This is a genomic window from Nonomuraea sp. NPDC051298 (assembly GCF_055586305.1).
In genome coordinates, this window is the sequence record NZ_JBVJIM010000019.1 from 22,709 (window position 1) to 36,056 (window position 13,348).

At 72.0% G+C, this 13,348-nt stretch carries 11 protein-coding genes; 8 read left to right on the forward strand and 3 right to left on the reverse strand.

All coding sequences use genetic code 11. The features are described from left to right. The first annotated feature begins 55 nt into the window (after positions 1–55). The 6 genes from ACZ6S0_RS38705 to ACZ6S0_RS38730 all read left to right on the forward strand — a co-directional run bounded on the left by ACZ6S0_RS38705 (position 56) and on the right by ACZ6S0_RS38730 (position 10,055). Positions 56–1,867: a hypothetical protein gene (locus tag ACZ6S0_RS38705; protein WP_465924303.1), complete on the forward strand. Its 1,812-nt coding sequence runs from the start codon at positions 56–58 to the stop codon at positions 1,865–1,867. 87 nt (positions 1,868–1,954) lie between these two features. After that, complete coding sequence (locus ACZ6S0_RS38710) at positions 1,955–4,306, forward strand: AAA family ATPase (RefSeq protein ID WP_465924304.1); 2,352 nt, start codon at positions 1,955–1,957, stop codon at positions 4,304–4,306. A 111-nt stretch (positions 4,307–4,417) separates the two neighbouring features. After that, positions 4,418–5,401: an ABC transporter permease gene (locus tag ACZ6S0_RS38715; protein ID WP_465924305.1), complete on the forward strand. Its 984-nt coding sequence runs from the start codon at positions 4,418–4,420 to the stop codon at positions 5,399–5,401. Further along, on the forward strand, positions 5,401–6,312 hold the full coding sequence (locus ACZ6S0_RS38720; protein ID WP_465924306.1) for an ABC transporter permease: 912 nt from the start codon (positions 5,401–5,403) through the stop codon (positions 6,310–6,312). The genes ACZ6S0_RS38715 and ACZ6S0_RS38720 overlap by 1 nt, the downstream gene beginning before the upstream one ends. Then, positions 6,309–8,330: a dipeptide ABC transporter ATP-binding protein gene (locus ACZ6S0_RS38725; protein ID WP_465924307.1), complete on the forward strand. Its 2,022-nt coding sequence runs from the start codon at positions 6,309–6,311 to the stop codon at positions 8,328–8,330. Before ACZ6S0_RS38720 ends, ACZ6S0_RS38725 begins: the two co-directional genes overlap by 4 nt. A 30-nt stretch (positions 8,331–8,360) precedes the next feature. Beyond that, positions 8,361–10,055: an ABC transporter family substrate-binding protein gene (locus ACZ6S0_RS38730; RefSeq protein ID WP_465924308.1), complete on the forward strand. Its 1,695-nt coding sequence runs from the start codon at positions 8,361–8,363 to the stop codon at positions 10,053–10,055. Between the two features lie 82 nt (positions 10,056–10,137). Here ACZ6S0_RS38730 and ACZ6S0_RS38735 read toward each other — a convergent pair whose 3' ends face one another. Then, positions 10,138–10,389, reverse strand: a complete 252-nt coding sequence (locus tag ACZ6S0_RS38735; protein WP_465924309.1) for a hypothetical protein — start codon at positions 10,387–10,389, stop codon at positions 10,138–10,140. Positions 10,390–10,471: 82 nt separating this feature from the next. Beyond that, positions 10,472–11,566, reverse strand: coding sequence for an MFS transporter (locus ACZ6S0_RS38740; RefSeq protein ID WP_465924310.1), 1,095 nt, complete (start codon positions 11,564–11,566; stop codon positions 10,472–10,474). 77 nt (positions 11,567–11,643) lie between these two features. On the opposite strand from ACZ6S0_RS38740, the gene ACZ6S0_RS38745 reads away from it, so the two are divergent. Further along, positions 11,644–12,093 (forward strand): hypothetical protein, encoded by a 450-nt coding sequence (locus tag ACZ6S0_RS38745; protein ID WP_465924311.1) that lies wholly within the window; start codon positions 11,644–11,646, stop codon positions 12,091–12,093. Between the two features lie 432 nt (positions 12,094–12,525). Next, positions 12,526–12,696, forward strand: coding sequence for a hypothetical protein (locus ACZ6S0_RS38750; protein ID WP_465924312.1), 171 nt, complete (start codon positions 12,526–12,528; stop codon positions 12,694–12,696). 31 nt (positions 12,697–12,727) lie between these two features. On the opposite strand, the gene ACZ6S0_RS38755 is transcribed toward ACZ6S0_RS38750, so the two are convergent. Further along, positions 12,728–13,348 carry a pyridoxamine 5'-phosphate oxidase family protein gene (locus ACZ6S0_RS38755; protein ID WP_465924313.1) on the reverse strand — a complete coding sequence of 207 codons (621 nt, stop codon included), beginning with the start codon at positions 13,346–13,348 and terminating at the stop codon, positions 12,728–12,730.

A 13,348-nucleotide genomic window follows, 5' to 3' on the forward strand; every position in this document is an offset into this window, starting at 1 on the left:
TAGAGAGATACAGCCATATGTCGGGATCTATCCAAGTTTGGACCACCCGCCGATCATGGGACTCGTGGGGACCGACGCACGTGGCACACGAGGCAACCCTTCCGACCGGTCCGCACGCGAATGGTGTGACGAGGCCCTGTCCGAACTCAACGCCGGGCGTCCCGAATCCGCCCTGGACGCCGCCCGCAACGCCGCCGACCTGGACCCGTCCGCCGAATGGCCGCAGCGGCTCGTCAGCCTCGCGCACGAACGGCTGGGCCGCGACGCCGACGCCGTGTCCGCCGCCGAGCGGGCCGTGGACCTGGCCCCCGGCTCCTGGCCCGCCCGGTTGCGCCTGGCGGCGGTGCTGCGCCGCGTACCGGGACGCTGGGGTGAGGCGGTCGAGCACGCCACGCTGGCCGGCCGGTTCGCGCCCGAACTGCCGGGGCCGCAGGTCCTGCTGGGAGATCTCGCGTTGCAGCGCGGCGAGCACGTACGCGCCGAGCGCTCCTACCGGGCCGCGCTCGCCGTCGACCCCGGCGACCCGCAGGCCCGCGTCAACCTGGGCCTGGCCCTGCTGCGCTGGGACCCGCCCCGCCCCCACCACGACCCGGCCTGGCCCGTCGACCCGCGCGAGACGGGACGCGCCAGGCGCGCGCTGGAGGTCTGGTCCCGCCAGGTCCGCCTCCTGCTCGCCGTGGCCACGGTCGCGATCGGCGCGAGCGCGCTGCTGCTCGACCAGGCCGCCCAGGCGCGTCTGAGCGGCCTCGCCGTGCTGGTGCTGCTGGCCCCGCTCACGGTGCGGCAGGCGCGGCGGGTCGGGACGTGGGCGTACGTGGGGGCGATGCTCGGCCGTGATCCCTGGCTCGGCGGGTCGGTGGTGTCGGCGGCGCTGTCGGTGGCCGCGTACGCCGCCTGGCTGCTGCTCGGGACGGCGCCGGGCCTGCCGTCCACGCTCGACCCGGTGTGGGCCGGGCTGGCGGGCATCGTCGTGCTGGGCTGGCCGGCGCCGGCGGCGGTGCGCGCGCTGGCCGGGTGGTGGCGGGGACGTCCGCTGCGGGCCCTGGCCGAGACGCTGCCGGCCCGCGAGAGTGAGCGCGCGGCCAGGCGGAACACCGGCGTGCTGCTCTGGATCGTGCTGGGCAGGACGTGGTCGGTGCTGCTGGCGGCGGCGGGCGGGGCGCTGGCGGTGGAGCCGCGGGCGGCGGTGGCCGCGGTGGCCGTGCCGTACCCGGTGGTGCGCGGCTACCTACGCGCCCGGCGGCGCGACAGCGAGCGGGCGGGTGACAGGCGGGGGAGTGACCGGCGGCCGGGTGACCAGTGGCCGGGTGACAGGTGGCTGGCGGTGGCGATCGGGCTGGTGGTGGCCGCCGCCGTGGCCTGCGCGGCGGGCGGACTGCTCGGCGCGGCGTGGGGGTGGTGGGCCGGGCTGGGCGCGCTCGGCGCGGTGGCGATCGTGTTCGCGGTGCGGGGACTGCGCTCGTGGTGGCGCGGCGGGCCAGGGCCGTGGCGCTCGTCCCTGCTCATGTGCGACCTGCCGATGGGGACCGAGCCGTCCGTCGCGCTGACCTCCGAGGTACGCCGGACCTTCTCCTACGCGCGCAGCGTCGTCCTGTCCTACGGCGACGCGCTCGGGCCCAGGGTCGCCGGCGCGGTCGCCTCGGTCACCTCCGCCGGCGAGCTGCGCCTGATCGCCGAGACCGAGGCGTGGCAGGCCGTCGAGGACGACCCCAGGGTGGCGGTGTTCGCCACCGACCCGCTGCAACGGCGCTTCTGGGTCGAGGTACGCGGCATCGCCAGCGCCGACGCGGACGTCCTGCGCGTCACCCCCAAGCAGGTGCTCGTCGGCGAGTTCCCCGGACGGCACCAGCGTTCGGGAGGCGGATAGCCCTTTTCGTGACCTCCACCTAGCGTGTCAGGACCGCCCAACCGTCGCTTCGGTGCGGTATAACCGGGGGCGGACCGGGGAGGCGTGATGCGTGAGTCCGACAGGGCCCAGGCCGCGGGGCGGGCCGCGACGCGGGATCTGTTCGAGAAGGTTCGGCTGCGTTATTTCCAGATCCCCCCTGCCGTTCGCCGGGTGCTCTACGCGGTCACGCTGGTGGCCGCGATGGGCGTGGGCGCGGCACTCGGGTGGGACCTCATCAAGACCTTCCCCATCGTGCTCGTGCTGCTCGCGTTCGTCGCGCTGACCATGCGCTACCCGCGGGCCGCCGCCACCGCGCTGGTGGTGGTCGGCTGGGGCGCGCTGGCGCTGTGGGCGTTCTCCGGGCTGTTCCCCCCGGGCGCCGGCACCGTGCACCTGATGGTCGGGCTGAGCCTGCCCGTGGCCGCCGCCGCCCACCTCATCCGCTGGGTGACGCCGTGGGCGAGCACGCTGATGTCGCTGGCACCCGCGGGCGTGCTCGCCGCCGCGCTCTCCCCCGTCTCCGACGGCACCGCGACCTGGACCGCCTACGCCGTCGCGGCCGCCGTGCTCGTCCACCGGCTCGTGCTCGCCCGCCGGGCCCGCGCGGCCAGCGTCGCCGCGGAGGAGCAGAAGGTGCGCGTCCGCGCCCGCGAGGGCAGGCCCGAGTCGCCGGCCGACAAGACGGGCGCGCCGCCGCAGATCTCCGTCGAGGAGGCGCTCGGCGAGCTGGAGAGCATGATCGGGCTCGCGCCGGTCAAGGAGCAGGTACGCTCCATCGCCGCCTCCATCGAAGCCTCCCGCCTGCGGGCCGAGGCCGGCTACACCACCGGGCGGCCCACCAGGCACTTCGTCTTCGTCGGGCCGCCCGGCACCGGCAAGACCAGCGTGGCCCGCGCGCTGGCCAAGATCTTCTACGCGTTCGGCCTGCTGGAGACCCCCTACGTGGTCGAGGCGCAGCGGGCCGACCTGGTGGGCGAGTTCCTGGGCGCCACCGCGATCAAGACCAACGAGCTGGTCGACCGGGCGCTCGGCGGCGTGCTGTTCATCGACGAGGCGTACGCGCTGATGAACTCCTCCGACGGCCAGCCCGACAGGTTCGGCGCGGAGGCCGTGCAGACCCTGCTCAAGCGCGCCGAGGACGACCGCGACCGGCTGATCATCATCCTGGCCGGCTACGAGCAGGAGATGGGCACGTTCCTGTCCAGCAACCCGGGACTGGCCAGCCGGTTCGCCACCCGCGTACGTTTCCCCGGCTACTCCCCCGCCGAGCTGGTCGACGTCACCGAGCTGCTCCAGCGGCGCAGGGGCGACCAGATGGGCTCCGAGACCAGTCGGGTCCTGCTCGGCCTCTTCGACGACGTGCACCGCCGCGGCCTGGTCGACGAGCTGGGCAACGCGAGGTTCGCGCGCAGCCTGGTCGAGGCCGCCGCGCAGGCCCGCGACGTCCGGGTGGTGGGCGCCGGCGGCACCCCGACCACCCAGGACCTGGTGACGACCACGACGCCCGACGTGACCAAGGCGTTCGAGGAGCTGACCGCCCGCTTCCGCGGCTACGTGGCCACGCCCACCCTGGAGGAGGCGCTGGCCGACCTCGACCGGATGGCCGGGCTGGCCCCGGTCAAGCGGCAGGTGCACGCGATCGCCGCCCAGCTCCAGGTGGCCAGGATGCGCCAGGAGCGCGGCCTGCCGACCCCGCAGCAGATGCGGCACTTCGTGTTCGCAGGACCGCCGGGCACCGGCAAGACCACGGTCGCCCGCGTCCTGGGCCGGATCTTCGCCGCGCTCGGCCTGCTGGCCAGGCCCGACGTGGTCGAGGCGCACCGGGCCGACCTCGTGGGCCAGCACCTCGGCGCCACCGCGATCAAGACCAACGAGCTGGTCGACCGGGCGCTCGGCGGCGTGCTGTTCATCGACGAGGCGTACAGCCTGGTCAACCCCGGCTACCAGGGCGGCGACGCGTTCGGCGCCGAGGCCGTGCAGACCCTGCTCAAGCGCGCCGAGGACGACCGCGACCGGCTCGTCATCGTGCTGGCCGGCTACGAGCGCGAGATGGACTCCTTCCTGGCCACCAATCCGGGCCTGGCCAGCCGGTTCAGCCAGCGGGTGGCCTTCCCCAGCTACTCGCCGCAGGAGCTGTCGCGGATCGCGGTGCTGCTGGCGGAGAAGTCGGGCGACACGTTCGACGACGAGGCGCTGCGGCGTCTGGACGAGGTGTTCACCTGGGTGTGCGACGACCGGCTGATCGACGGGCTGGGCAACGGCCGCTTCGCCAGGTCGCTGTTCGAGCGGGCGGCCATGCGCCGCGACGTGCGGCTCGCGGCCCACGCCCAGCGCGGCGGGTCGGCCAGCTCGGCCGATCTGACCACGATCACCAGCGAGGACGTCCGCACGGCCGTGGACGAACTCTCCGGACGCTGACCTTCTTCGCAAGTTCCGTGCGGCGGCACCCTCACTTGGTGTAGCTATATGACTACGATGGGCCACGTTCATTGGCTCGTCGTACGTGCGGTGCGCGTAGGAGGGGGAGCGATGGCGGGGTTCCTGGCCCGCAGGCTGCTCAACTACGCCGTGCTCGTCGTCGTGGCCGCCAGTTCGGCCTACCTGCTGGCGGCCACGGCGCTCGACCCCCGCTCCAACTACGCCGACCGCACCCCCAAGCCGCCGCCCGCCGTGGTCGACGCCCAGCTCACCGCGCTCAACCTCAACGACAAGACGCCCCTGCTGCAGCGCTACGCCACCTGGGCGGGCGGGGTGCTGCACGGCGACTTCGGCAAGACGGTCGCGGGCGCGCCGGTCAACGACGATCTCGAGCGGCGCATGGGCGTCACGTTCCGGCTGGTCGTGCTCGGGCTGTTCTGCGGCAGCCTGCTCGGGGTGCTCATGGGGGCGTTCGCGGCGGCCCGGCAGTACGGCTGGTTCGACCGGCTCTCGACGGGCCTGTCGTTCGTGGTGCTCGCGGTGCCGGTGGTGGTGCTGGCCAACATGCTGATCCTGATCGCGGCGTGGGCCAACGAGCGCGTGTTCGGCCGCCAGGTGCTGCTGGTCAGCGGCGAGTACAGCGACGGGCTGACCGCCGGGTTCTGGGGCCACGTGGTCGACCGGCTGCAGCACCTGATCCTACCGACGATCTCGCTCTCGATGGGGCTGATCGCGGTGTTCAGCCGCTACCAGCGCAACATGATGCTCGACGTGCTGGGGGCCGACTTCGTCCGTACGGCCAGGGCCAAAGGGCTGAGCAGGCGCCAGGCGCTCGTCCGGCACGCGCTGCGCACGGCGCTGATCCCGGTGGCGACCTATTTCGCGTTCACGTTCGGGGCGCTGCTGACGGGGGCCACGTTCACGGAGAAGATCTTCGGCTGGCACGGGCTGGGCGAGCAGCTCATCAACTCGATCTTCAGCAACGACGTCAACACCGTCGCGGCCATCTCCATGCTGGCCGCCGTCGCCGTGCTCTGCGCCTCGCTCGCCTCCGACCTGCTGCACGCCGCGCTCGATCCGAGGGTGCGGGCCTGATGACGCTGTCCGAGGAGGAGCTGGCCGAGGAGCTGACCGACGGCGCGCTGACCAGGGCGCCGTCCAGGACCCGCGTGGTCGCCGGGCGGTTCTTCCGCTCCACACAGGGGCGGATCGGGTTCGCGGTGCTGGCGCTGATGTTCCTGCTGGCCTTCGCGGGCCCGCTGTTCAGCCCGTGGACCTACACCGACAAGGACTTCACCGCGTTCCTCCAGCCCCCGTCGGCACGCCACTGGTTCGGAACGCTCCAGACCGGCTCCGACGTCTTCGCGGTCACCCTGCGCGGCATGCAGAAGTCGCTGGTCGTGGGGCTGCTGGCGGCGCTGGTGTCCACCGCGCTGGCGGCGGTCGTGGGCGCGTTCGCGGGCTATTTCCTGGGGTGGACCGACCGGGTGCTGAGCTGGGTGACCGATCTGCTGCTCGTGCTGCCGGCGTTCCTGGTGCTGGCCATCCTGTCGCCGCTGTTCGGCCCCGGCCAGTGGCCGCTGTTCGTGGTCATGCTGGCGCTGTTCCTGTGGATGGTGACCTCGAAGATCGTGCGCGGGATGGCGATCTCGGCGAAGGAGCGCGAATACGTCCAGGCCGCCCGCTACATGGGCGTGCCACCGGTGCGGATCATCTTCCGCCACGTGATCCCCAACCTGTCGTCGCTGCTGATCGTGGACGCCACGCTCAACGTCAGCAGCGCCATCCTCACCGAGACCTCGCTGTCGTACTTCGGGTTCGGCATCCAGCCGCCCGACGTGTCGTTCGGGACGCTCATCGCCGACGGCTCCAAGACGGCCGTCTACGCGCCGTGGACGTTCTGGTTCGTGGCGGGCCTGCTGGTGGTCACGGTGCTGGCGGTCAACCTGGTCGGCGACGCGCTGCGCGACGCGTTCGACCCGTCCTCGGCCAGGGGGGCGCGATGAGCCCGGTGCTGGAGGTCAGCGACCTCAACGTGTCGTTCGGCGACGTACGCGCCGTGCGCGGGGTGAGCTACTCCGTGAGTCCGGGCGAGGTGCTCGGCATCGTGGGCGAGTCCGGCTCGGGCAAGTCGATCACCTCGGCGGCCGTGATGGGCCTGCTGCCGCCGGGTGCGCGGGTCACCGGCTCGGTACGCCTGCACGGCAGAGAGCTGATCGGCGCCCCCGAGCGCGCACTCAACTCCTTCCGCGGCAGGTCCATGTCGATGGTCTTCCAGGACCCGCTCTCCGCGCTCACCCCGGTCTACCGGGTGGGCGACCAGATCGCCGAGGCCGTACGCGTGCACCAGCGGGTCAGCAAGGAGACCGCCCTGATCAAGGCCGTCGAGCTGCTCGACCTCGTCGGCATCCCGCATCCGTCCGAGCGGGCGCTGGCCTTCCCGCACGAGTTCTCCGGCGGCATGCGGCAGCGCGTGGTGATCGCGATGGCCATCGCCAACGACCCCGACGTGATCATCTGCGACGAGCCGACCACAGCGCTCGACGTCACCGTCCAGGCGCAGGTGCTGGAGGTGCTCAAGCGGGCGCAGGCCAAGACCGGCGCGGCCATCATCATGATCACGCACGATCTGGGGGTGGTGGCCGGGTTCGCCGACCGCGTCCTGGTCATGTACGCCGGCCGGCCCGTCGAGGTGGGCCCGGTGGACGACATCTACTACCGGATGCGGATGCCGTACACGGTGGGCCTGCTCGGCTCGATCCCGCGGGTCGACCGCGACGGACGGCAGCCGCTGGTGCCCATCGAGGGCAACCCGCCCTCGCCCGCGGCGCTGCCGCCAGGGTGCCCGTTCGCGCCGCGCTGCCCGATGCGGATCGACGCGTGCGAGGAGAGCGAGCCGCCGCTGTTCGAGGTGGGCGAGGAGCACGGGGCGGCCTGCATCCGCTGGCAGGAGGTGGGCCAGCGGCCCCCGGGCCGCCACGCCGCCCCCGGGGACGGGGTGCGCCTGCGGGCCCGCGGCGAGCGCACCGTGCTCGACGTGCGCAACCTCGTCAAGGACTACCCGCTGTTCAAGGGCGCGGTGTTCAAGCGCAGGGTGGGCACGGTGCACGCGGTCGCCGGGGTCAGCTTCGACCTGCGCCAGGGCGAGACGCTGGGCCTGGTCGGCGAGTCGGGCAGCGGCAAGACGACCACGCTCACGGAGATCCTCGAACTGGCCGCGCCCCAGGAGGGCGGCATCGTCGTGCTCGGGCACGACACCGCCCGGCTGACCAGGTCGGAGCGCACGGAGATCCGGCGCGACATGCAGGTGGTCTTCCAGGACCCGCTGGCCTCGCTCGACCCGCGCATGACCGTGCACGACCTCCTGGCCGAGCCCTTGCGCACGCACGGCAGGGGCGACCCCAGGCGGCGGATCGGCGAGCTGCTCGCGCTGGTCGGCCTCGACCCCTCCCACGCCGCCCGCTATCCACAGGACTTCTCCGGCGGGCAGCGGCAGCGCATCGGCATCGCCCGTGCGCTGGCGCTGGAGCCCCGGCTGCTGGTGCTCGACGAGCCCGTCTCGGCGCTCGACGTGTCGATCCAGGCCGGGGTGATCAACCTGCTCGACTCGCTGCGCACGCGGCTCGGGCTGTCCTACCTGTTCGTGGCGCACGACCTGGCCGTGGTGCGCCACATCGCCGACCGGGTGGCGGTGATGTATCTCGGCAGGATCGCCGAGATCGGCCAGGTGGACACCGTCTACAACGCCCCCGGCCATCCCTACACGCAGGCCCTGCTCTCGGCGATCCCGCTGCCCGACCCGGCACGCGAGCGTTCCCGTGAGCGGATCCTGCTCGAAGGTGACCTGCCCAGCCCGGCCAACCCTCCGACGGGCTGCAGATTCCGCACCAGGTGCCCGAAGTTCCGCGCCGAGCTGACCGACGACGAACGCAGGCTCTGCGTCGCCGTCGAGCCCGAGGTGCGAGCGCTGGGCGACGACCAGGGTGCGGCCTGCCACTACGCAGACAGGCGCGAAGTCGTCTAGACCTCGCTCGATCCAGGAGGAAATCGCTCGATGAAAGCATCACGTGTGGCCGTGGCCGTCGCCGTGACGGGCTCGCTGCTGCTGGCGGGCTGCGGAGAGGGACGGGGAGGCGGCCCGGGGGGCCAGGAGAGCGCCGGGGACGAGCGTACGATCAGGGCCTTCGACATCAACCCGCAGCCGCGCGAGAAGGTCAAGGACGGCGGGACGCTGCGCTGGGGCATCAACGAGTTCCCCGCCCAGTGGAACAGGAACCACGTCGACGGCAACCTGGCGATGGCCGCCGTGATCAGCAACGCGCTGCTGCCCTCGCCGTTCACCTCCAACGAGAAGGCCGAGATCTCGGTCGACCACAACTACGTGGTGGACGCCGAGGTGACCGACCAGCGGCCCAAGCAGGTCGTGACGTACACGCTGAACCCGAAGGCCAGGTGGTCCGACGGCAAGCCGATCACGTGGGCCGACTACCAGGCCCAGTGGCACGCGCTCAACGGGCGCGACCCCGCCTTCCGCATCGCCTCCTCCACCGGCTACCAGGACATCGAGAAGGTGGCCAGGGGCAAGGACGACCACGAGGTGGTGGTGACGTTCGCCAAGCCGTTCGGCGACTGGCAGGCGCTGTTCGGGCCGCTGCTGCCGGCCGCCACCAACCGCAGCTCCGAGGCGTTCAACAACGCGTGGCTGAACAAGATCCCGGTGACGTCCGGGCCGTTCAAGTTCGGCGGGTTCGACCAGACGGCCAAGACGATCACGTTGCTGCGTGACGACGCGTGGTGGGGCGAGCGCGCCAAGCTCGACCGGATCATCTACCGCGCGTCGGAGCAGGACTCGCTGATCAGCGCGTTCAGCAACGGCGAACTCGACCTCATCGACGTGGGGCCGTCCGCGCCCGACTACGCGCGGGCCAGGGCCACCTCGGGAGCGCAGGTGCGGCAGGCGGCCGGGCCCGACTTCCGGCACTTCACCTTCAACGGCTCCAGCGACCTGCTCAAGGACCGCACCGTACGGCAGGCCGTCCAGCTCGGCATCAACCGCCAGGCCATCGCCCAGTCGGACCTGCAGGGGCTCGACTGGCCGATCGCGCTGCTCAACAACCACTTCTTCATGAACACGCAGGAGGGCTACCAGGACAACGCCGGCGACCTCGGCGTGTACGCCCCCGACCGGGCGAGGCAACTGCTCGACGCGGCCGGCTGGAAGCTGAACGGGGCCGTCCGCCAGAAGCACGGCAAGCCGCTCGACCTGCGGTTCGTGGTGCCGTCGGGGGTGCAGATCAGCAAGTCGGAGGGCGAGCTGGCGCAGAGCATGCTCGCCCAGATCGGGGTCAAGCTCACCATCAAGGCCGTGCCCAGCGACGACTTCTTCACCAAATATGTGATCCCCGGCAACTTCGACATCACGCCGTTCGCCTACATCGGCACGCCGTTCCCGGTCTCCAGCAGTTACGGGATCTACGCGAACGCGGCCGACGGCCGTACCTGGAACGCGAACTTCGGGCGTACCGGGTCGGCGGCCATCGACGAGGCCATGAACCGGGCCGCGCAGAGCCTCGACCCGGTGCGGGCCCGCGCGGCCACGAACGAGGCCGACAAGCTGATCTGGCAGGAGGTGAACGTGCTCCCGCTGTACCAGCGGCCGCAGATGGTGGCCGTGCGGCAGAGCCTGGCGAACGTGGGCGCGCGCGGGTTCTACGACCTGCGCTACGAGAACATCGGCTTCACGAACTGAGCGGCCTGCCGAAGCAGGGCGTACGGGACTGGGCAGCCGAGGGTCGACGACCCCGGCCGCGGAGGCTCGGCGGGATGGCCGGTCAGGTGGAGGTGCCGGCCATCACGCGGTCGACGAGGCCCTCGGTGCCCTCTTCGCGGGCGCAGTGGGCGCAGCAGTACCAGTGCTCGCCCGACTGCACGCCGTGCCCGATGACCTTGGTGCCGCAGTGCTCGCAGATGGGCGCCATCGCCTCGATCGCGCACTGGAAGCAGTCGAACGTGTGCACCGACCCCTGCGCGTGCACCTCGAACGCCATGTCGTACTCGTTGCCACAGGTCTCGCAGACAGCCATGGTGGTCCCCCTTACAAGTCGGTCCGCCGGAGGGATACCCCGTTCCATGGCCTCCTTTCCCCAATGACCCCCCATATTCCCCCTATCTTGCTCGTTCCACCACAAAGCGGGCCACCAGCGGCAGGCCCAGCAGCCCCAGCGCGGCCAGGGCGAGGGGCAGGCCGAGCCACCCGCTCAGCCCCGCCACGAGCAGCGGGCTCACCACGAACCCCGTGTACGAGATCGTCGACACCCCCCACACCATCGTCCCGCTGGGGTCGTCGGCCGCCGCCCGGCTCAGCACGGCGGGCAGCAGCGGCCCGAGCGCCAGCCCCGTGAGCGCGAACCCCGCCAGCGACACCAGCGCTCCCCCGCCCAGGCCGGCCAGCGCGATCCCGGCCCCGCCGCCGACCCCGGCCACCAGGTAGAGCGCCCTGAGCGGGGTGCGGGGCAGCGCCTGCACCACCAGCCGCCCCGCCGTCAGCGCCGCCATGTACGCCGACGGGGCGAGGCTGGCCAGCAGCGGCGTCGCGCCCCTGTGCTCCTCCAGCAGCAGGACCGACCAGTGCTCGACCGAGTTCTCGACGACCAGCGCGCAGGCCGCCAGCACGCCCAGGACGACCGCGGCGCCCCACAGCCGCCGCCCCTCGGAGGCGGGAGTCTCGGACCGCCCGCTCCCCAGGCGCAACGCCGGCAGGGTCAGCGCCGAGGCGGCCACGATCAGCGCGATGATCACGAGTACGGTGCCGACGTCGAGGCCGTACGAGCGGGCCAGGCCGGTGAGCGGGGCCGCCGCGATGACCGTGACCGGGAAGGCGGCGTGCACCTGCTGGAAGAGCCGGCGCCCCGTCTCACGTTCCGCGCGGCCGGTGGCCAGGTTCAGGGTGATGTCCAGAGCGCCGCTGGCGGCGCCCACCACCAGCAGCGCCAGCGCGAGCTGCCACCCGTTGGACACCGGCACGATGGCGGCCACCCCGCCCGCGAAGAGGACCACGGTCACGGCCAGCGCGGCGCGTTCGCGGCCGCGGGCCAGCCGCCCGGTCAGCGCCATCGCGGGCAGCGCCCCCACCGGCACGGCGCTCAGCGCCAGCCCCAGATCCGCGGACGAGAGGCCCAGCTCCAGCTTGACGGCGGGCAGCAGGGCCGACCACGACCCCCAGAACACGGCCCACGCCGCACACACCGCGATCAGCGGCATCTACCTACACCCCTTGAAATTTCGGTCAAATCTTAGTAAAGATCGTGCTTACCTCATTCTCTGCAGAAGGAACCCTCGTGCTCCTCCGTACGATCATCGCGGCCGCCCTGGCTGCCGCCGGGATCGCCGCCGTCCCCTCCGCCGCGTACGCCACCTCGGCCGCGTACACCCCCGAACGGGTCTGCGGCAAGGGCTTCGACCGGGTCGACGACGGCCACCGGGCGATGAAGACCCGCGAGGGAGCCGTGTTCGGGCACGTGTACCTGTTGTACAACAAGCGCACCGGCAAGAACTGCGTGGCCGCGATCAAGACCGCCTACACCGGCACCCGTACGCTCACCGGCGCCTCCATCGAGGTGAAGGGCGGCGGGAAGAGCAAGGACGCGCGGAAGTACCGCTACTACGCCGAGACCGGCCACATCGACGGCGCGTGGAAGTGCGTGAGGTACGCGGGCTGGACCCGCGACCCCCGGGGCCGCGTCGAGGCGTGGGGCGGACGCACGTCGTGGAACAACTGCGCCGGCTGATCGACGGGACGACCGCGCGGGCCGGTCGGCGGGATCGTTCGTCGGCGGGACAACTGCGCCGGCCGATCAGGGGTAGGAACCCAGGGAGGAGGGGTTCCGGCAGGCACAGCCCGCGTCATCCGTCCCCGTCCCCGACGGACTTTCTCCGGCTCTTCCGCCGAGCCGCCGCACCCGGACCGTCCCGCCACGCCGGCGCCGGGCGACCCGCGACGCACGTCGGGAGCGGGAGAGGGACGCGCCCGGAAGGGGGAAGAGCATGAAACGCGTCAGAGTCACGAAATCGGCGGCCAAGCGGCGCATCCGGCCGCTCGTGGAGCTGGATCTGCGTTCCCCGTCGGGCCGACGACTTCCCTATTGAGTTGCTCCTTACACCGAACTTACGGGGGTATCTGTAGATAACATAGGTAACAGGAATATCACGGGGGGCTCACGATGAAGAGGCTAGTGGCGGTGCCGTCACCCGTCGCCCGGCACAAGGTGCGCGACATCTGCGTGGCCGACCGCCGGAGCAAGCCGGCCACCGACTCCAAAGTGGTCGACCTGCGCGCCTACTCCGGGCGCAACGTCATCCGCTTCCCCGGCGGCCCCACTCCCGCCGCCTGAGCCCGCCGGCCCAGGCAAGGGCCCCGGACCGTCAGCCGTAGAGGCGCTTGGCGTACGACGCCCCATAGTAGCTCTCCAGCTCTTCGAGCGACTCGTCGACCTTCTGTACGTCCTTGACCAGCCTGGCGTGCGACGGCAGCCGGTCGGGACCCCACTGCTCCGGCTTCCACAGCGCGGAGCGCAGGAACGCCTTGGCGCAGTGGAAGAAGATCTGCTCGATCTCGACCACCAGGGCGAGGTGCGGGCGGTGCCCCTTGACGATCAGCTCGTCGAAGAACGGGGCCTCGCGCACGAGCCGGGCGCGGCCGTTGACCCGCAGCGTCTCGTTGCGGCCGGGGATCAGGAAGATCAACCCCACGTGCGGATTCCTCAGGATGTTGCGGAACCCGTCGGCCCGGCGGTTGCCCGGGCGGTCCGGGATCGCGATCGTGGCGTCGTCGATGACGTGGACGAAACCGGCCGGGTCGCCCTTCGGCGAGACGTCACAGTTGCCCGCCTCGTCGGAGGTCGCGATCAGGCAGAAGGGGGAGGCCGCCAGCCACTCCAGGTCACGCTCGTGCAGTCGGGCCCGCTCCTTGGCGGCCGCCCGCGGCGCGACCTCGCCGAGCAGCTCGCGCAGTTCCGCCTCCGACCCGATCTCTGCCCAGCCCAT